Origin of the sequence: Curvibacter sp. CHRR-16 (assembly GCF_018474005.1) — a bacterium.
Taxonomy (GTDB): Bacteria; Pseudomonadota; Gammaproteobacteria; order Burkholderiales; family Burkholderiaceae_C; genus Allorhodoferax.
In genome coordinates this window covers 346,344-364,291 of the sequence record NZ_JAHCSH010000004.1, presented here as the reverse complement: position 1 = coordinate 364,291, position 17,948 = coordinate 346,344, and the positions used below count along the sequence as shown (strand labels likewise).

Genomic DNA, 17,948 nt, shown 5'->3' with positions numbered 1-17,948 from the left:
TACTCTTTAGGCCAAGTCTAGGCGCTCAAGCCAGGCTTGCGCACCTTGCTGGCGTGCCAATTGGGCCGCTTGTGCCAGCCAGTCTGCCACCGGGCCGGTGGCACTGTGGCCCATGCGCAGATGGCACAGGGCCAGCAGGCGCAAGAATTCGGGTTCGAGGTGGTGATCCGCTTGGGCTTGGCAACAGGCAATGGCTTGCTGCGCTTGGGTAGCGCAGTCGCTCCAGCGCTGCAGTTGCCACAGCGCATCGACCAAGATGCCTTGGAAGATGGTTTCAATGCCTGGCATGGCCACGCGGCAGCCGGCCAATCCGGCCTCTATGTAGGGCAGGCCAGCTGGGTCACCCAAGTACACGCTGGCCCAGCCCGCCAAGGCGGTGCCGGCCACTTGCCACAGAGCCAGTTGGTGTTCGTTGCCCCAGTGCAGCAGCTCTTGGGCGACGCTTTGGGTGGTTTCAGCGTCATGTTGCATGCGCAGCAGCACTGCGTGGCAGGCCAAGGTAAAGCACAGCGTGTGGGCATGCTTGAGCGCGCGGGCCTGCTCCACGGCCTGCTGTGCCTGCTGCAGGGCAGGCTCGGCATGGCCTTGTAGCCACAGTATCCACGCCACAAAGCACTGGGCCGAGAGGGCGCTGTCTTCGCCGTACTGGCGCAGGCGTTCGGGGTACTGGGTGCAGGGGCGTTCTTGGCCCCGTGCCATGCTCTGCTGCAGGTGGTGCAGGGCTTGGTCGTAGTGCCCCAAACGGTACAGGCTGTTGCCGCAGGCGTAGTGGGCGTGGATCAGCAGTTCGGCATCGTTGGCGGTTTGCGCCAGTTGCAGCAGGCGCTGCGCGTACTCCAGCGGCGCGCCGTTGGCAGGGTTGGAGCTGCTGCCCAGCCACAGCCCCCAGAGCATGGGGAAGCTGGCCAGTTCATCTTGGTGCAGGCGGCTGAGCTGCTGGGCGCGCACAAAGCAGGCATGCGCTGCCGGGCTACCGTAGCCTTGGGTGCAGGCCAGTGCCGTGCCCAGCGCGGTTTGCAGTGCCAGCTCTAGGCTGGTGGTATCGGTCTCGGGCGCATGCGGTTTGCTGGCCGCGGGTAGCTGCTGCAGCGCGGCTTGGTAGTGGAAGATGGCATCGGCGTACGAGGAGCGTTGCACGGCCCATTGCCCTGCTTGCAGCCAGCATTGGGCAGCTGCCAGTGCTTGGCCGGCTTGCGCCAAGTGGTGGGCCAAGCGCTCGGGTTGGTCTTGCACCATGGCCTGAAATGGCCCTTGGTACAGCTGCACCAGCGCGCTGTGCAGGTTGCGGCGCAGGGGCACGGGCAGGGTGTGGTTGGCCGCGTCTTGCAGCAGCACGTGGCGAAAACGGTAGTGGCCGCTGGGGTGTTCCAGTCGTTCCATGAGCTGGGTTTGCTCCAGTTGCTGCAGCGCTTGCTGCACGCTGGCTTGGGCGGCATCGTGGCCCAAACCATGCAGCGCTGCGTGCAGGGCGCTCAGCAGTGGAGGGGACACCTCGCGCCCTATGGCGGCGGCCTGCTGGGCTACGGGCAACGCGCTGCCTACCGATTCCAGCCGCATGGCCAGCAGGTGCCAGATGTTGTTGGGCACGCTGTTGCTGGCCAGCGTGCCTGTGCCGAGGCCGCTGGGAGGGCTGCCAAGTTGCAGGCTGCGCACCATTTCCTCTACGTACAGGGGTACGCCGTCGCTGCGCTGCACGATGGCTTTGTGCTGCTGGGCGGGTACGCTTTGGCGACCAGCGGTGTGGCGTATGAGTTGCTCTACCTGCCGGGGCTGCAGGGGGGGCAAGGCCAAGGTTTTGATACCGGGCCATGGTGCTTGCACCGAGCGGCTGCTGAGCAGCAGCAAGTGCGGCGTGCCACGCTGCTGCAGCCATGCCTGTATCCAGTCCAGTGTGGCTTGGTCGGCCCAGTGGATGTCCTCTAGCACCAACAGCAGGGGGCGGTGGTGGGCCAAGGCGTTGGCTTTGGCCAGTAGCAGGTCTTGCTGGGGGTGGTGCCAGTCGGCAAAAGGGTGGTAGGGCGTGTGCTGCAACTCGGCTTGGCAGTGCAGCACCACGCAGTGGCCTCCCGCTTGCATGATGCGTTGTGCCAGTTCGTGGATCAGGCGCGATTTGCCCATGCCCGGTTCCGCCCCAATGTGCAGGCACTGGCGCAGGCCTTGGCGGCTGCGCTCCCACAGCGCTTGCAGCAGGCGCATTTCGCGTTGGCGGCCCACCAGTGGACTGAGTTGGCTGCGTGCCTGTAGCCGATCGCGCGCGGGGCTGCGGCTTTGTAGCAATTGGTAGTGGGGGCTGCTTTTGGGGCTGGTGGTTTCTGCAGCCGGTTCAAAGCGGAAGTAGCCTTCCACTTGCCGCTGCAGTTCGGGGCTGACCGCCACCCGGCCCCACGGGCTGTGCAAGGCCAACTCGCTGGCGTGGCGGGTGATGATGCCGGTGGTGTCGGGCAGTTGCACACGTGGGTCGTGCAGCATCCAGCCGCTGTGCGCGCCGATGTGCAGGCGCAGGCCAGCCTGCTGGCCCAGGCGTTGGCACAGTGCCAATGCGGCTTCTAGCGCTTTGATGGGGGCTTTTTCCTGCGCCTGTGGGTGGCCAAAGTACGCCATGACCCAGCCTGCACGCAGGGCATAGCCTTGGCCGCCGTGTTCGCTCATGGTGTCCATGCACAGGCTGTGCTGCTCGGCCAGCCAGTCGGCGGCCAGTTCATCGTGTGGTTCGTCGGTTTGCAGTTCGCAGGCCAGCACGCACACTTGGCGGCGCTGCATGGGGGCTGGGCGGCGCACGGGTGTGGCAGGGGGGGTGCTCAGCTCACCGCGCCGTATGGCTTGCACCAAGGCCAGGGTTTGCGGTTCGGGCTCCAAGTCCAGCTCACGCAGCAGTTGGGCGCGGTATTGCTCAAACTGGGCCAGCGCGGCACTGGTTCGTTGCTGGCGTGCCAGCAAGCGCATGAGGCGGCGCTGTGTATCTTCGGCCCACGGGTCGTGTTCTATCTCTTGCAGCAGCAAGGCGTGGGCACGTTCGATCTGGCCCAACTGCTCGTGCAGTTGGGCCAAGGTCGCCAGCAGCTGTTGGCGCTGGCGGTGGCAGTGCTGGCGTTGGCTCTCTAGCCAGTGCTCAAAGTCGGGGGTGTCGGGCAAGTGCAGGCCATCGAGCACAGGGCCTCGGTACAGGCAGAGGCGCTGCTCCAACTGTTCAACCACGTCAGCGGTGTAGGGGCTGTCGGCTGGGCAGGGCGGGAGGGGGGCTAGAAATTGCTCTAGGTCTAGGTGGTAGGGGCTGCGGTGGTCAAAACCCAGATGTTGGCGGTCACTGGGCAGCCACTCATGACGGGTGTCTGCCAGCACGCTGCGCACTTGATGCAGGGTGCGGCGCAGGTTGCCGCGGGCTATTGCGCTGCTGCTGTCAGGCCAAAACAGGCTGGCCAGCTTGTCACGGCTGTGACCGTGCTCGCCACTTTCCACTACCAAATAGGCCAGCAGGGCACGTGCTTTGTCATAGCCAAAGTCGGGCAAGGCTTGTCCGTCGTAGTGCACGACCAAACGCCCCAGCACGCCCACATGCAGGCCGTGTCGCGAAGGCGGTGTGGGGTGCTCGGTAGACGCAGGCAAAACGGGCATTTATGTGGCAGTAGTGAACGGTGTGTGAACGCAAGCTGCTTACTATACGCACCACTGAATCTGTCACGCTGCAAGATCAGGGAGGCGGGGAGAGACCCAACAAGCCAGGGCCCTCCGTCATGTCAGTCAGAGAAACCTGCCGCCTGCGGTCAACGCTGCAGGCGGTAGGGTTCCTCAAAGTCCAGAAAATCTTTCTCCCCCAAAGCCTCTGCCACCCACGCTTGCACGCCGGGGGCACTGAGCACGCGCTGCACATAGCCACTCACGGTGCCAGACAGGGGCAACCCGTAGGTTTGCAGCCGGGTGCACACCGGGGCGTAGTAAGCGTCTGCAATGCTGAAGTCACCCAGCAAAAACGGGCCGCCGTATTGGGCGAGCAGACCTTCCCACATGCTGTGCAGGCGCTGCACATCGGCGCGCACTGCGGGCTTGTCGCGCCAGATGAGGGCACCCACGTCGGGCAAATGCGCTTCAATGTTCATGGGGCAGGCCGAGCGCAGGGCGGTAAAGCCGCTGTGCATCTCGGCGCAAATGCTGCGCCCCACGGCGCGGCGCTCGCTGCTGGCGGGCCAGAGCAATTTGTCGGCATAGCGTTCGGCCAGGTATTCGGCAATGGCCAGCGTGTCCCACACCAGCAAGTCACCGTCTTGCAGTACCGGCACTTTGCCCGTGGGGCTGACGCCCTGCAGCGTGGTCTTGAAGCGCGAATCGGCCGCAAACGAATCAAAACGCACCATCACCTCTTCAAACGGTATACCTGTTTGCTTGAGTAGCACCCAGGGGCGCATGGACCAAGAGGAGTAGTTTTTGTTGCCGATGAAGAGTTTGAGCATGGGGTAACTTTCTTGTGGGGTAGCGTCGGTTCAGGGGGGGAGCCCACCATGATAAACATAAGAATAGCGCCGGATGTCTGTGCGCAGGTTGGAGTCAGGTATTGGAATGACACTTGGCAGCGTGCTCTCCAGCGTAAAACCCGTGCGGTGGGCAACAGCCATGGATGGGTGGTTGTGTTCGTCCGTAACCAGTACGACTCGGGTGATGGGGAGGTGGTGCAGGGCGATGTCTGTCAGTGTTCGCACTGCTTCTGAGATGTAGCCATGACCCGTTTGTGAGCTGCGGCACCAGTAACCTATTTCAATCTGCGACATATCCCAGTCGGGGCGGTGCAAGCCAGCACAACCGATCAGCTTGGAGTCCGTCTTATCAAGCACCAAGTAAGCAAAGCCTTTACCGGCCAGAAAGTCTGCGTGGGCCGTGCGGCAAAAAATCTCAGAGGATTCGATGGACTGTTCACGCATCGCCCATGGCAGTGAGGCAGGGAATTGCCGCAACGCGACGAGGGATTCCACAATGGCTAAGTGGACTAATGCACCATCACCCGCTTGTGGGCAGCGCAAGATGAGCCGCTGCGATTGCAATACGCTGGGTATCTCACGAAGAATCGCATGGGGCATGGTATGGCGGTGTGCAAGCGAGGCGACTTACGGGGCCATCTTGAACCGCTTGGCCTTAGGCGATCTCGGCGCTTTGGGCTGGGATTTTGGTTTAGGCATTGGCAGCGCTTGGTCCGTCGCCTGCACCACACTGCACAGCCAGTCGCGCTCTTCCCATTGGTCGGCGGTGATCAGCAAATGCGGCTTGGCACCGGGAAATGGGTGGCCATGCACTACCGCGTGCAGCAAGGCGGTGCCTGGGTCGGTGGGTTTGAGAAAGAGCTGGTTGTCGCACACCAAGCCCACGGGCTTGCCTGCTACGTACAGGCAGTACTCGCCAAACATCTTGTGCGTGCTCACCAGTGGCAAGCTTGAGAGCTGATCCTGCAAAAAATCTATGGTCGCTTGGGCGGTGGGCATGGGTGATTTTTACATCAAATTGAGCCCCAGCTTTTGCCCGAGTGTGAGGGTTGCGTAGACAAGAACTATGGTCAAGAGTGTGAGCACGGCAATCACTTTGGCACCGGTCAGCAGCAGGGCGCGCGCCGCTTTGCTTTTCCTGTCCTGGTCATAGTGCCATTTGATGGCAAGAAACATGCACACGCCAAAAACAATGGCTTTGAACGCGATGAAAAAGACGGGGACTAAATCGATCATTTTGAGCATTTCCGGAATGTTGTTTGGCGCTTTGTTCGACTATGCCGCACCTGCATCTGATATGAAAGACTCAGATAATGGGAAAAATACCATATCAGTTTGGTCATGAAACTCTACGAAGCATACGCCGATGAAATCGCCGATCTGATCCGGCAGGGCGTACTGCCCCCGGGCGCACGCCTGCCATCGGTGCGCCAGACCAAGCAGCAGCGCAAGGTCAGTGCTTCCACCGTGTTTGAGGCATACAACCTTCTGGAGTCGCGCGGCCTGATTCACTGCCGCCCGCGCTCGGGCTACTACGTCAACGAGCACACAGGCCCCCAAGCCCCTGAGCCCCATACGGCCACGCCCGCTGCAGAGTCACATCCGGTGGCTATCAGTGGCTTGGTGTTTGACGTGCTGGGCAGTAGCCGCAACGTGAACATGGCGCCTTTGGGGTCAGCTTTTGCATCACCGCACCTCTTTCCGCTTGATAAGCTGGCCAAGGCACTCACCCCGCAGATGAGAAATCTGCCGCCGGCCCGGCTCATAGAGCACCTCACGGCTGGCGATGAATCCTTGCGCAGACTGATCGCTTTGCGCTATGGCTCTGCAGGCCATCGCTTAAAGCCGGACGAACTGGTCATCACCAACGGGGCGATGGAAGCCCTCAACCTGTCTTTGCAAGCCATCACGCAGCCTGGTGATGTAGTCGTGCTGGAGTCGCCAACCTTTTATGCCGCGCTACAGGTTCTGGAGCGTTTGAAGCTTCGGGCGGTCGAGGTGGCTACCCACCCGCGCACTGGCGTTGACCTCGACTCTTTGTCCAACGTGTTGCGCCAGCACCCGGTCAAAGCCTGCTGGCTCATGCCGCAGTTTCAAAACCCTTTGGGCAGTCTTATGCCGGTAGAGGCCAAGCAGGCACTGGTGCGTTTGCTGGCACAGCACCAGGTGCCTTTGATCGAGGACGATGTCTATGGCGAACTCTATTTCGGCCACCACCGCACGCCCCCTGCCAAGGCTTTTGATACAGAGGGACTTGTGCTGCATTGCAGCTCTTTCTCCAAAAGCCTGGCTCCCGGCTACCGGGTAGGTTGGGTGGCTGCGGGTCGGTTTGCCCAGGCTATCGGGCGTATCAAACTCATGTCCAGTCTGGCAACCGCTGTGCCCTCGCAGTTGGCCATTGCGGCCTATCTCGAAACCGGTGGTTTTGACAGGCATTTGCGGCAAATGCGCCTGCGTCTGGAGGACAACGCCAATACCGCCTTGCGTTGTATTGCCCGCTATTTCCCCATGGGTACCAAAGTCACCCGACCACAGGGTGGATATTTTTTGTGGGTGGAGTTGCCACCCGAGATCAACGCCCTTGATGTACACCGACGCGCGGCTGACGCTGGAATCAGCGTAGCGCCGGGGCAATTGTTCTCAGCCAACCAGCGCTTTCACCACCACCTGCGCCTGAACTACGGGTTTCATGACTTGGCGGAACTGGCTGCCGCACTGCAGCAGCTTGGCGCTTTGCTCAGGCCTTAAGGCAAATCCAAACCCGCTTCAGCACTGCCCACAGGTCGTGGTCCGACCATGCCCATACGGGCTTTGAGTGACTGGGGTTGGCCAGTGATGAGGGCGGCGTACAGCGTGGTGTTGGCCAGTACTTTTTTCACGTAGTCGCGCGTTTCGGTAAAAGGCACATTTTCAGCCCAGATGGCACCTTCCAGTGTCGGAGCACCATCTTGGCCGCGCCATGTGCGTGAGCGGCTGGGGCCAGCGTTGTAGGCTGCAGCGGCCAGCGGCATGGAACCCTCAAAACTGTCGAGCACCAGCTTGAGGTAGCCCGTGCCGATAGCGATGTTGGTGTCGCGGTCATGGATGAGGTGGTTGCCGTAGTCGGTCATGCCCAGTTTTTTGGCTGTCCATTTGGCGGTGGCGGGCATCACTTGCATAAGGCCTGCCGCTCCTACGCCCGAGCGGGCGTCGATGATGAAGCGGCTTTCTTGCCGGATCAGCCCGTACACGTACGCAGGGTCTAGGCCGATTTGCTGGGTGCGCGCCAGCACGGCGGCTTTGTGCGGCATGGGAAAGCGTTGCTGCGCGTCAAAGATGGCTTTGCTGCGCTCGCTGGTGTTGATGCAGCGGTCCCAAATCTCGGCTTGGCAAGCCAGTTCGGCAGCGGCCAGCAGGCTGCGGTCGTCCAAGTTGCGGCCCACGGAGTAGTTCCACTCGCGCACGCCCTCGGTGCGCAGGCCCAAGCGGATGGCGTAGAGGGCGCGTTGCAGGCCGGGGCTGTTGGCGGCTAGCTGGCGTTCATCGGCTGTGAGCGGTGCAGGCTTGGGTGGAACAGTGATTTTTTGCCCGGTTTCTTCCAGTGCCAGCATTTCGTAAAAGCCTTTGGTGCTGGCCAAGCTGTTCAAGCTACGCTGGGCTTCTACGCGCAGCGGGTCGGTGGGGCTGCTGCTGGCGCGCGCCAGTTGGGCGCGGGCCAGCCAGTAGGCCCAAGCCGGGTCACTGCGTTGGGCGGGGTTCATGCTGCTGATGATGGTGAGAACGGCGTCCCAGCGCCCGGCGCGCAGGGCGGCGCGGGCAGCCCAAGCGAGGTGGTCTTCGTGCATTTCCACCCACTGGCCTTGCTCGAAATAGCCCAGCGCTTTGGGGGAGAGTTTTTGCGCAGCGCGCTTGCCAATCACGCCCCAGAGCCAGTTGCGTTCTTCGTGGCTGAGCTGGGCACGCCAGCGCAGTTTGTCCATTTCGGTGGCCGCGGCATCGGGGTCTTGGTAGGCCAAGCGGATCAGGGCCAGCGACACCAACTCGCGCGTTTGCAGGCGCAGGGCGGTGACTTTGTCGTTCAAAAAGCGCTTGGGGTTGTCGTAGATGCTGCTGGCCGTTTTGCTCCAGCTTTTGTCCAGCATGTCCAAGGCTTGGGTACTGACGCGCAAGCGGTCCATTTCCATGCCCAAACGGGCACGTTGCCACACCACCAAGGGTTTGAGTTTGCGTGCTTTCACCAGGGCTTCTGCCGCTTGGGCACAGGCATCGTCGTTGTCTTTGGCACCCAGCCAGTCGGTGGCTACACTTTGGCTGGTGTCCACGCCGCGCACGCTGTGCGCTTGCCATGTGTAGCAGCGGATGGCGCGCTCGTCGTTCATGCGGTAGGCAGGCAACTCGCGTTCAAAGGTGGCCCAGTCTTGCTTTTTGCCCAACTGCTGCAGCCATTCGGCACGCAAGCGGTCTTCGAGGTAGCTGCCGCTGTAGCGCGTCATAAAGGCCTCTATGTCAGCCGCTGGCGCGTCATTGAGGCGGCTGGACAGCTCCCAGTAGGCTGCCCATACCTCCAGCGGATGGCCTTGCAATGCCGCAAGCAGGTTGGCCATGCGCCGCGCATCGCGGTTGCGGTAGGCCTGGGCCATGTCCAAAAAAGTTTGGTCTTGCTGGGTCAATGCCACAGCATCGCGGGTTTGGGCTGCGGCGGACGAATAAAACGGGAACACCAAGGCGCTGGCAAGCGCTACTGATGTCAGAATGGCTGAAAACTGCATGACGGAATTATGGACAAGTCTTCGCCCCAAGCCGATCAGAAAAAAGCCCTTCGCAAACAACTGCTGGAAATTCGCCAAAATATTCCTGACCGATTGCAGCGCTCGGAGTTGCTGCAAAGCGTGATGCGCATTTGGTTGGTTACGCGTCCCGACACGGTGATCGGGGCCTATTGGCCCATCAAAGGTGAGTTCGATCCCTTGCCCTCGCTGCACCGCTGGAAAGAAGATGGCGAGCTGATGGATCAGCCGCAGCGCCGCCGCATTGGTTTGCCAGTGGTCAATCGCGAGCACAAGACCATGACCTTCCATGCGTGGTATCCGGGCTGCCCCATGGAAGAAGATGCCTACGGTATCCCTAAGCCCAAAGACACCGAGCTGTTGTTTCCCACCCTGTTGTTTGTGCCTTGCTTGGGTTATGGCCCCGGTGGCTACCGTTTGGGCTATGGTGGCGGGTTTTACGACCGCATGTTGGGCAGTTTGAATCCCAAGCCGTTTACTGTGGGGCTGGGGTTTGCGTCGGGCTTTGTGGACGATTTGGAGCCTGAAGCACACGATGTGCCGCTGGATGCGATTCTCAACGACCACGGCGTGGTCTGGCCTGTCTAGCGGGCTGTATGAGCCATGGGCCGCCTAGGCTATCAGGCGGCAAATTGCACAATCTCTATGCGGTTGCGGCCACGCTGCTTGGCCAAGTAGGTGCCTGTGTCGGTGTGCCGCAAAAGCTCGCGAATGCTGCTAGCTGCATTGACCAGGTCGTTGTTGTTCAGTGTGTCTGCATACACGCCCATGCTGGCTGTGTAGTGGGGCACCAAGTCTGCTTGGCGTTGGTTCAGGGCAGCATGCAAGCGTCCGGCCAGCGCCATGGCTTGGGTGCGGGTGCTTTCTGGTAACACCAAGGCAAACTCTTCACCACCCATACGCACCAGCATATCGTTTTTGCGTTTGAGTTCGCTTGCCAGTTGGGCAAAGTGGGCCAACACTTGGTCGCCCACCTCGTGGCCGTAGGCGTCATTGATGGATTTGAAATGATCCAAGTCGCAGATGATGACGGCAACTTCTACGCTGGTGCTGTCGGGCTTGCGCAGTTGCTGTGGCAGTACTTCGGTAAGGGCGCGTCGGTTGTAGGCACCGGTGAGGGGGTCGATATGGGTTTGGCACACCAGTTCGTTTTGCTGCTTTTGCGTCACCATGAGCAAAAAACCCAATGCGTGCAAGAACGACAGCAAGATGAAACCGCTGAGATAAATTAGTTGCACTGTGTTGGGGGTGAAAAAGCCAGCATCAGCACCGTTGTGCAGTAGCTGCCAAGCGCTGCCTGCTACACGGGTACCGGCTACAGCGATTCCTAGCACCATCAGACCTGTGAAGAAATAGTCTGTCATGCGCTGGTGCGTGCGCCAACTGGTGATGGTTTGGGCTATGAAGTGCAGCAGGCCGACACCCGCTGCCAATATGGTGCGTTTATCAAAGCTGGGCTCTGCATAGGTCCAGTAAGTGATGAGTAGCGAGAAAATCAGCAACCCGACTAAGGCAGGCTTTTGGGGTAGTGGAGCGAGTCCTTTCACACTGCGCACGGCTGCCAGCATGAACCAGTAGCCGATGGTGAAAATGCCGTTGGCCACGACGATGGAGAGCCAATCGGGCGCGATGCCACGCAAACCGAAACCCAGTCCTGCGATGAACATGCACCAATTACCCCATGCGGTGTACTGAATGCCTTGGATGCGCTTGGGAAAGCTGTAGTAAGCCACCATGAGCACAGCCCCTACGACGCCAGACATGGTGCAGCCCAGAATCATGAATGTCCGCAAATCGATCAACATGGTGCTCTGGAATGCAATGTGCGAAGAGGCTGGGGGTGGTGTGGTTGTAACTAGCGTTGCGAAACCAGTGCTTGTACATCTTCTAAGTAACCCAATAACACCTTTTGGGCAAAGCGGCGTTGCTCGGCGTTGGTGCTGTTATGGAATTTAGCGATGGTTTGGCACATCTCTTGGCGCAATTTTTCGGTATAGATACGGTCGTTGTCGTTCATAGGTTGCTGGCTGCGTGCCCACAAGTCTTGCAGGGCTTGCTGACTGGCTTGTGGCGTAGCACCTTGTAGGCTGCGCAGGGTTTTTTGCAAATCGCGCTGCCGTTGCATGACTTGATCGAGCTGTTGTTGGGCATTCCAGACCGACTGCTCCAAGCTGCTGCGCATGAGTTGCTGCTGTGTTTTGTCCAAGGGGCCATACCACTTTTCTGCTTGCTCAAACAAGGTGGTGTAGCGATGGTCTAATTGGGCTTGTAAGGTGGGAAGCATCCACTCCTTTTGCCAATCTTCGTTGCGCTCGCGAATTTTTTTCTCAAGCTGCTTCCACTGCCGTGGACCCATGGTCGGAACAATCGGTGTGGCATACACAATGGCTTGCTGGGCCAGCTTGTCGATTTGCTGCTGCATTTGATCGCCCCAGTAGCAAATGCGTTCTGGCGTCATGTTGTTTGGCATATCGTCTGCCAGTTGCTGCAGCATGGTTCCCCACTGGGGCAGCATTTGGGTGCGATGCCAGTTGTGCAACTGCACCAAACTGTCCTTGACCTTGGCTTCTTGCTCGTTTGAAAAGTCAAACCAACCATCTATCCACCAATTGAGCAAAGGGGGGGCTTGGTTGTAGGCATAGCGTGTGGCGCTGCAGGCAACCAGTACAGATGCAACAGTCAGCAGGCTGATAATGCGGGCAGCGTGCAGCCAGTGGTTAGATAGCCGTTTGGAAAGCACCATAGATAGAACCAACGTAGATAGGTTTATGAACACCAAACAACAAGCAAGCTATGTAGTAGCGGCACCTGCCGTGGATGTGGTCATTATGGCGGCGGGTAAAGGCACACGCATGAAAAGTGTTTTGCCCAAAGTGCTACACGCGCTGGCCGGAAAACCCTTGTTGCACCACGTGCTGGATACAGCGGCGGAATTGTTGGCGCGCAAGGTGGTAGTCATTACTGGTCATGGAGCTGCCGAGGTGGAGACAGCCTGCGCCAATAAAACTGGCTTTGCAGCCGACTTTGATTTGCAGTTTGCTCGCCAAGAGCCTCAACTGGGTACTGGGCATGCGGTGCAGCAAGCTTTGCCGCATTTGGCCGACGACGGCATGGTCGTTATCCTCAGTGGCGATGTGCCGCTCACCATGCCCCATACGCTGTACCACGTGCTCAAGGCCACCGATGGCCAGCACATGGCTTTGCTTACCTTGGAGCAGCCCAACCCAGCCGGATACGGGCGCATCGTGCGTGGTGCCGATGGTCAAGTGCAGGCCATTGTGGAGCACAAGGATGCGACCGAAGAACAGCGTGCCATCACCGAGATCTACAGCGGCATCATGGCCGTTCCGGCTGTAGACCTGAAGCGCTGGCTGGCCCAGTTGGACAACAACAATGCCCAAGGCGAGTACTACCTGACCGATATCGTGCGCTTTGCCGTGCAAGAGGGCGCGCCAGTAGTGGCCTACAAGATTGACGATGCGCTGCAAGTGGCGGGAGTGAACAGCCCTGTGCAATTGGCCGAGTTGGAGCGTGCTTACCAGTTGCGCCAAGCCCACCGCCTCATGGAGCAGGGTGTGCGCTTGGCCGATCCTGCGCGCATCGATGTGCGCGGTGATTTGCTGTGCGAGCGCGATGTCAGCATCGATGTCAATTGCGTCTTTGAAGGGCAAGTGACCTTGGGGCAAGGCGTGCGCATAGGAGCGCACTGTGTGCTGGCCAACTGTGTGATCCATGATGGCGCGGTGATCCACCCTTTCACCCACATCGACGGGGAAAAGCTCGGCGTGACTGTGGGGGCCGGTGCTTTGGTGGGGCCCTTTGCCCGCCTGCGGCCTGGTGCGCATTTGGGGCAAGAGGTGCATATTGGCAATTTTGTGGAAGTGAAAAACTCCAGCCTCGCCGCCGGTGCCAAAGCCAACCATTTGGCTTACCTTGGCGATGCCACGGTGGGCGAGCGCGTGAACTATGGCGCAGGCAGCATCACAGCCAACTACGACGGTGCCAACAAGCACCGCACCGTGATCGAGGCCGATGTGCACGTGGGCAGCAACTGTGTGCTGGTGGCTCCTGTAACTATCGGCACCGGTGGTACGGTGGGCGGTGGCTCTACCGTGACAAAGAGCACCGAGCCGGGGGCTTTGACTGTGGCACGGGCCAAACAGCTCAGCATTCCCAATTGGCAACGACCACAAAAAGTGCGCAAATAAGGCTTTAACCCTAGCTGAAAGTGTGAGCATGAGTGCAGTAGAGCAGCCCCTTGACACCGTTGCGTTGCATAAAGCCTTGGCCGACTTGCAAGCCGAATTGGCAGCCCAGCGGCAAGAGATGCAAGACTTTGCCTACGCCGTCTCGCACGACTTGCGTGCGCCGTTGCGGCACATTGTGTCGTTTGCCCAAATCGTGCAAGACGAGGCCGGTCCCACGCTCGACCCCGAGCACCAAAGCTTTTTGCGCACCGTTACCGATTCAGCCCACAAGCTCGGTGGCATGCTCGATGGTCTGTTGGCCTTTAGCCGCATTGGCACCGCTGACTTGGACATTCATCCTGTGCCTTTGGCCGTGCTGGTGGCCGAGTTGGTTGACAAGCTGCAGCACGGCGCTAGTCCCGCTGTGCAATGGCAGGTGCAAGTGCCTGCAGACCTGTTGGTGCAAGCTGACATTGGCATGCTGCGCACCGCACTGCAAGCGGTGCTAGACAACGCAGTCAAATTCACCCAAGGCCGTCCCCACGCGTGGGTGCGCATCACGGTGGATGCAGATGCAGACACTATCAAGCTGCTGGTACAAGACAACGGCGCTGGCTGCCCTACCGAAGCCTGCGTGCGCTTGGGCAAGGTGTTTTCGCGTGCGCACTCTGCCACTGCCTACCCAGGCCAAGGCGTGGGCTTGGCCATAGCCCGTAAGGCTTTGCAGCGCATGGGCGCTAGTTTGCACCTGCACGGTGTGCCCGATGCGGGCTTCACCGCCACGCTGGAGCTACTGCCTGCCGCAGCTACCGAGTCGGTTCAGAGCTGATCCAAGCCCATCAGCGCTGCGTGTTGCAGCAGCATGATGGTTTTGCCATCTTGGATGCGGCCATCGCGCACCATGGCCAGTGCGTCTTGCAGGGGCAGTTCCAGCACCTCGATGTCTTCACCCTCATGGTGCAGGCCGCCACCCGCTCCCACGAGGTCCGCCGCCTCGTACTCGGCCACAAAAAAATGCAGCTTCTCGGTCACGGAGCCTGGGCTCATATAGGCCTCAAACACCTTGCGGGGTGCGCGGATGCGGTAGCCCGTTTCCTCCTCGGCCTCGCGGCGGATGCAGCTCTCGGCATCGTCGCCATCGAGCAGGCCCGCGCAAGTCTCTATCAGCATGCCGTCGCTGTTGCCGTTCACAAAGCTGGGAAAGCGAAACTGCCGTGTCAGCACCACTGTCTGCTGCGCACGGTTGAACAGCAGCAGCGTCGCACCGTTGCCCCGGTCATAGGTTTCGCGCACTTGCTCTTGCCACTGATCATTGCGCAGCCGCAGAACAAAGGTGGTTTTTCTCAACGTGTACCAGCTGTCGGAGAGCAACTCGCTGCGCACGATGCGCACGCGATCCGTATCGGCTGGAATGGGGGCGGCTTGTGGTTTCATGGTGGGGGCAAGATGGGTTAGTGAGAGGCGGTAGAGGGGCTAATAAAGTGGTGGCGCAAGCGGTCGTAGAGCCAGTTGTAGACCACCGTGTAGGGCATGAAAAACAGCAAGATGCCCATGTCCAGCACAAAAGCTTGCCACAGGCTGATGTCCAGCCACCAAGCGGCCAGCGTGATGGAGCCCACGGCCAGCCCGCCCTCTAGCACCAGTGCGTGGGCAATGCGCACGCGCCAAGTTTTGTCCAGCATATAGGTGGCCAGTAGCCCGTCTTGCACGCGGGTCACCACCATGTTCCATACCAGCGCCATGAGCGATATGGCGAGGTTGAGCAAGCCCATGTCCAGTACGCCATGGTCGGTAAACCACGCGAACAGCGGGGAGCACAGGCACACGGCAATCACTTCAAACAGCAGTGCGTGGACGATGCGCTCGCGCAGGCTTTTGCGGTGCGAGGGGAGGGGAGCAGTCATAGCGGCAGTGTGGCACCAAACTTGGCGCGTTTGAGGCTGAAGAAGCTCTTCACATTGCGCACGTTGGCATTGGCGGTAAAGAGGCGCTGGCATAGCTGCTGGTAGGCCGGCATGTCGCTGCTGTGCACCACCAGCACAAAGTCCGGCCCGGGTGAGACGCGGTAGCACTGCTGCACGGTGGCCTCGGCGCAGGCCAGGGACTCGAAGGCATCCATGCTCTGCGCGTCTTGCCTATCCAGCGTGACTTCCACCAGCGCGGTGATGCCGTGGCCGACCACCGCCGCCACGCGCTCGGGTTGTAGGACGGCGATTTGCCGCTCTATCAGCCCGGCCTCGTGCAGGCGCTTGACGCGGCGCAGGCAGGTGGGGGGCGAGGTATGCACCCGCTCGGCCAGCGCTTGGTTTCTCAGCGAGGCGTCTTGCTGCAGCACGGCCAGTAACTGCAGGTCTATGGCATCCAGTGTTATTTCTTCCTTCATGTGCAGCATTTTGAATGAAAATTTCAATCGCAGTTATTTGTGAAATATAAAAACAAAAATAAAAGAAAAACAAAAATTAATTTCTTTTGGCGTGGCTAGCATGGAGCCCATCGCTAATAGGCTTGGTCAACGTATTTCAAGGAGAGTGGCTATGTGTGGCATCGTCGGTGCAGTGTCAACGCGCAATGTGGTTCCCGTGCTGGTGCAGGGTTTGCAGCGGCTCGAATACCGGGGTTACGACTCCTGCGGCGTGGCCGTGTATGCCCAAGGCAATAACGGCACACAAGGCGGCGCACAAGCTGGCCTGCAGCGCGCCCGCTCCACCTCCCGCGTGGCGGAGTTGCAAGAGCAGATCAACTCCACCGGCCTGCAAGGCCAACTGGGCATCGCCCACACCCGCTGGGCCACCCACGGCGCACCCGCAGTGCACAACGCCCACCCCCATTTCAGCCACGGCGCGGGCGCAGACGCAGCCAGCCGCGCTGGCCGTGTGGCACTGGTGCACAACGGCATTATTGAAAACTACGAAGAACTGCGCGTTGCCCTGCAGGCCAAGGGCTATGTGTTCGCCAGCCAGACGGACACCGAAGTCGTCGCCCACTTGGTGGACAGCCTGTACAGCGGCGACTTGTTCGAGGCCGTGAAGGCCGCTACCGCCCAACTGCACGGCGCGTATGCCATCGCCGTGTTCCACAAGGACGAGCCGGGCCGCCTCATCGGCGCACGCGCCGGGTCGCCCCTCATTTTGGGCGTGGGCCAAGACGGGCAAGAGCATTTCTTGGCCAGTGACGCCATGGCGCTGGCGGGCGTGACTGACCAGATTGTTTACTTGGAAGAGGGCGACGTGGTGGACATCCAGCTGGGCAAATACTGGCTGGTGGACAAAGAGCACAAGGCCGTGGCCCCCGCACAGCGCCCCGTGCGCACCGTGCAAGCCCACAGCGGTGCAGCCGAGCTGGGGCCGTACCGCCACTACATGCAAAAGGAAATCTTCGAGCAGCCCCGCGCCATTGCCGACACGCTGGAAGGCATAGAGGGCATCGTGCCCGAGCTGTTTGAAGCCGCCATGAACCACGCCCCCGGCCAGAACGCCGCCCGCGTGTTCCAGCAGATCGACTCGGTGCTCATCCTCGCCTGCGGCACCAGCTACTACAGCGGCTGCGCGGCCAAGTACTGGCTGGAGAGCATTGCCAAAGTGCCCACGCAGGTGGAGATAGCCAGCGAATACCGCTACCGCGAGTCCGTGCCCAACCCCAACACGCTGGTCGTCACCATCACCCAAAGCGGCGAAACCGCCGACACCTTGGCCGCGCTGCGCCACGCCCAGAGCCTGGGCATGAAGCACACGCTGACCATCTGCAACGTGGCCACCAGCGCCATGGTGCGCGAGTGCAGTTTGGCCTACGTGACCCGCGCCGGGGTGGAGATCGGCGTGGCATCGACCAAGGCCTTTACCACCCAGCTGGCAGGCTTGTTTTTGCTGACGCTGTGTCTGGCCCAAGCCAAAGGCCGCCTGACCGATGCACAAGAGGCCGAGCACATCAAAGCCCTGCGTCACCTGCCCGCCGCCCTGCAAGCCGTGCTGGCTTTGGAGCCGCAAATCATGGCCTGGGCCGACGACTTTGCCCGCAAGGAAAACGCCCTGTTCTTGGGCCGTGGTTTGCATTACCCCATCGCCATGGAGGGTGCACTCAAGCTCAAAGAGATCACCTACATCCACGCCGAGGCCTATGCCGCAGGCGAGCTCAAACACGGCCCGCTGGCGCTGGTGACGAGCGAAATGCCCGTGGTCACCGTTGCCCCCAACGACGCGCTGCTGGAAAAGCTCAAGAGCAATATGCAAGAAGTGCGCGCCCGTGGCGGCGTGCTGTACGTGCTGGCCGATGCGGATACCCGCATCGAGAGCAGCGAGGGCGTGCACGTCATCCGCATGCCCGAACACTACGGCGCGCTATCGCCCCTGCTGCACGTAGTGCCCCTGCAACTGCTGAGCTACCACACCGCCTGCGCGCGCGGCACGGATGTGGACAAGCCGCGGAACCTGGCTAAGAGTGTGACGGTGGAGTGAGGGGATGGGGTACTGTGATCTCGCCATCTACTATTGCTATCGGTAGTAGCCCTTGGGACTATGCGGAGTGCTAGGAAA

Annotated in this window: 16 protein-coding genes; 5 read left to right on the top strand and 11 right to left on the bottom strand. The window is 60.5% G+C overall.

The features are described from left to right. Positions 1–6: 6 nt before the first annotated feature. The 5 genes from KIK84_RS11335 to KIK84_RS11315 all read right to left on the bottom strand — a co-directional run bounded on the left by KIK84_RS11335 (position 7) and on the right by KIK84_RS11315 (position 5,711). Positions 7–3,612, bottom strand: coding sequence for an ATP-binding protein (locus KIK84_RS11335; protein ID WP_214123200.1), 3,606 nt, complete (start codon positions 3,610–3,612; stop codon positions 7–9). Positions 3,613–3,761: 149 nt separating this feature from the next. Next, positions 3,762–4,445 (bottom strand): glutathione S-transferase family protein, encoded by a 684-nt coding sequence (locus KIK84_RS11330; protein WP_214123199.1) that lies wholly within the window; start codon positions 4,443–4,445, stop codon positions 3,762–3,764. Positions 4,446–4,475: 30 nt separating this feature from the next. Beyond that, positions 4,476–5,066, bottom strand: a complete 591-nt coding sequence (locus KIK84_RS11325) for a GNAT family N-acetyltransferase (RefSeq protein WP_214123198.1) — start codon at positions 5,064–5,066, stop codon at positions 4,476–4,478. 27 nt (positions 5,067–5,093) lie between these two features. Further along, positions 5,094–5,465, bottom strand: a complete 372-nt coding sequence (locus KIK84_RS11320) for a TfoX/Sxy family protein (protein WP_214123197.1) — start codon at positions 5,463–5,465, stop codon at positions 5,094–5,096. Positions 5,466–5,474: 9 nt separating this feature from the next. After that, entirely contained in the window at positions 5,475–5,711 is a 237-nt protein-coding gene (locus KIK84_RS11315; protein WP_250207922.1) for a hypothetical protein, read from the bottom strand. Positions 5,712–5,807: 96 nt separating this feature from the next. Between KIK84_RS11315 and KIK84_RS11310 the strand changes: the two genes are divergently transcribed. Continuing rightward, the gene (locus KIK84_RS11310; protein WP_214123196.1) at positions 5,808–7,214 is read left to right on the top strand and encodes an aminotransferase-like domain-containing protein; all 1,407 of its coding nucleotides are present in this window, start codon (positions 5,808–5,810) and stop codon (positions 7,212–7,214) included. Here the strand turns inward: KIK84_RS11310 and KIK84_RS11305 are convergent. Next, complete coding sequence (locus tag KIK84_RS11305) at positions 7,211–9,214, bottom strand: lytic transglycosylase domain-containing protein (RefSeq protein ID WP_214123195.1); 2,004 nt, start codon at positions 9,212–9,214, stop codon at positions 7,211–7,213. The two genes, KIK84_RS11310 and KIK84_RS11305, sit on opposite strands and share 4 nt — an antisense overlap. A 9-nt stretch (positions 9,215–9,223) precedes the next feature. Here KIK84_RS11305 and KIK84_RS11300 point away from each other — a divergent pair, with 9 nt between their 5' ends. Beyond that, on the top strand, positions 9,224–9,820 hold the full coding sequence (locus KIK84_RS11300; RefSeq protein ID WP_214123194.1) for a 5-formyltetrahydrofolate cyclo-ligase: 597 nt from the start codon (positions 9,224–9,226) through the stop codon (positions 9,818–9,820). Between the two features lie 32 nt (positions 9,821–9,852). Here the strand turns inward: KIK84_RS11300 and KIK84_RS11295 are convergent, their stop codons facing one another. Continuing rightward, positions 9,853–10,995, bottom strand: coding sequence for a GGDEF domain-containing protein (locus KIK84_RS11295; RefSeq protein WP_214123193.1), 1,143 nt, complete (start codon positions 10,993–10,995; stop codon positions 9,853–9,855). 92 nt (positions 10,996–11,087) lie between these two features. Further along, a complete protein-coding gene (locus KIK84_RS11290) occupies positions 11,088–11,975 on the bottom strand; it encodes a DUF6279 family lipoprotein (protein WP_214123192.1) in 888 nt (295 codons plus the stop codon). A gap of 25 nt (positions 11,976–12,000) precedes the next feature. Between KIK84_RS11290 and glmU the strand changes: the two genes are divergently transcribed. Both glmU and KIK84_RS11280 read left to right on the top strand, forming a co-directional pair. Further along, complete coding sequence (glmU, locus tag KIK84_RS11285; RefSeq protein ID WP_214123191.1) at positions 12,001–13,440, top strand: bifunctional UDP-N-acetylglucosamine diphosphorylase/glucosamine-1-phosphate N-acetyltransferase GlmU; 1,440 nt, start codon at positions 12,001–12,003, stop codon at positions 13,438–13,440. A 28-nt stretch (positions 13,441–13,468) separates the two neighbouring features. Beyond that, entirely contained in the window at positions 13,469–14,248 is a 780-nt protein-coding gene (locus KIK84_RS11280) for a sensor histidine kinase (RefSeq protein WP_214123190.1), read from the top strand. On the opposite strand, the gene KIK84_RS11275 is transcribed toward KIK84_RS11280, so the two are convergent. From KIK84_RS11275 to KIK84_RS11265, 3 genes are read right to left on the bottom strand one after another with little or no spacing between them, the layout of a single operon-like run. Next, positions 14,239–14,853 (bottom strand): NUDIX domain-containing protein, encoded by a 615-nt coding sequence (locus tag KIK84_RS11275; RefSeq protein WP_214123189.1) that lies wholly within the window; start codon positions 14,851–14,853, stop codon positions 14,239–14,241. The genes KIK84_RS11280 and KIK84_RS11275 overlap by 10 nt on opposite strands. Positions 14,854–14,870: 17 nt before the next feature. Then, entirely contained in the window at positions 14,871–15,323 is a 453-nt protein-coding gene (locus KIK84_RS11270; RefSeq protein ID WP_214123188.1) for a PACE efflux transporter, read from the bottom strand. Beyond that, the gene (locus tag KIK84_RS11265) at positions 15,320–15,802 is read right to left on the bottom strand and encodes an Lrp/AsnC family transcriptional regulator (protein WP_214123293.1); all 483 of its coding nucleotides are present in this window, start codon (positions 15,800–15,802) and stop codon (positions 15,320–15,322) included. Before KIK84_RS11265 ends, KIK84_RS11270 begins: the two co-directional genes overlap by 4 nt. 151 nt (positions 15,803–15,953) lie before the next feature. On the opposite strand from KIK84_RS11265, the gene glmS reads away from it, so the two are divergent. Continuing rightward, positions 15,954–17,870, top strand: coding sequence for a glutamine--fructose-6-phosphate transaminase (isomerizing) (glmS, locus tag KIK84_RS11260; RefSeq protein ID WP_214123187.1), 1,917 nt, complete (start codon positions 15,954–15,956; stop codon positions 17,868–17,870). Positions 17,871–17,948: the final 78 nt, after the last annotated feature.

Bases quoted from the DNA above. Each gene is read 5' to 3' on its own strand.
- KIK84_RS11315 (WP_250207922.1), bottom strand. From the start codon at position 5,711: ATGCTCAAAATGATCGATTTAGTCCCCGTCTTTTTCATCGCGTTCAAA.
- KIK84_RS11265 (WP_214123293.1), bottom strand. From the start codon at position 15,802: ATGAAGGAAGAAATAACACTGGATGCCATAGACCTGCAGTTACTGGCC.
- KIK84_RS11310 (WP_214123196.1), top strand. From the start codon at position 5,808: ATGAAACTCTACGAAGCATACGCCGATGAAATCGCCGATCTGATCCGG.
- KIK84_RS11305 (WP_214123195.1), bottom strand. From the start codon at position 9,214: ATGCAGTTTTCAGCCATTCTGACATCAGTAGCGCTTGCCAGCGCCTTG.
- KIK84_RS11280 (WP_214123190.1), top strand. From the start codon at position 13,469: ATGAGTGCAGTAGAGCAGCCCCTTGACACCGTTGCGTTGCATAAAGCC.
- KIK84_RS11295 (WP_214123193.1), bottom strand. From the start codon at position 10,995: ATGTCTGGCGTCGTAGGGGCTGTGCTCATGGTGGCTTACTACAGCTTT.
- KIK84_RS11300 (WP_214123194.1), top strand. From the start codon at position 9,224: ATGGACAAGTCTTCGCCCCAAGCCGATCAGAAAAAAGCCCTTCGCAAA.
- KIK84_RS11290 (WP_214123192.1), bottom strand. From the start codon at position 11,975: ATGGTGCTTTCCAAACGGCTATCTAACCACTGGCTGCACGCTGCCCGC.
- KIK84_RS11330 (WP_214123199.1), bottom strand. From the start codon at position 4,445: ATGCTCAAACTCTTCATCGGCAACAAAAACTACTCCTCTTGGTCCATG.
- KIK84_RS11320 (WP_214123197.1), bottom strand. From the start codon at position 5,465: ATGCCCACCGCCCAAGCGACCATAGATTTTTTGCAGGATCAGCTCTCA.
- glmU (WP_214123191.1), top strand. From the start codon at position 12,001: ATGAACACCAAACAACAAGCAAGCTATGTAGTAGCGGCACCTGCCGTG.
- glmS (WP_214123187.1), top strand. From the start codon at position 15,954: ATGTGTGGCATCGTCGGTGCAGTGTCAACGCGCAATGTGGTTCCCGTG.
- KIK84_RS11325 (WP_214123198.1), bottom strand. From the start codon at position 5,066: ATGCCCCATGCGATTCTTCGTGAGATACCCAGCGTATTGCAATCGCAG.
- KIK84_RS11270 (WP_214123188.1), bottom strand. From the start codon at position 15,323: ATGACTGCTCCCCTCCCCTCGCACCGCAAAAGCCTGCGCGAGCGCATC.
- KIK84_RS11335 (WP_214123200.1), bottom strand. From the start codon at position 3,612: ATGCCCGTTTTGCCTGCGTCTACCGAGCACCCCACACCGCCTTCGCGA.
- KIK84_RS11275 (WP_214123189.1), bottom strand. From the start codon at position 14,853: ATGAAACCACAAGCCGCCCCCATTCCAGCCGATACGGATCGCGTGCGC.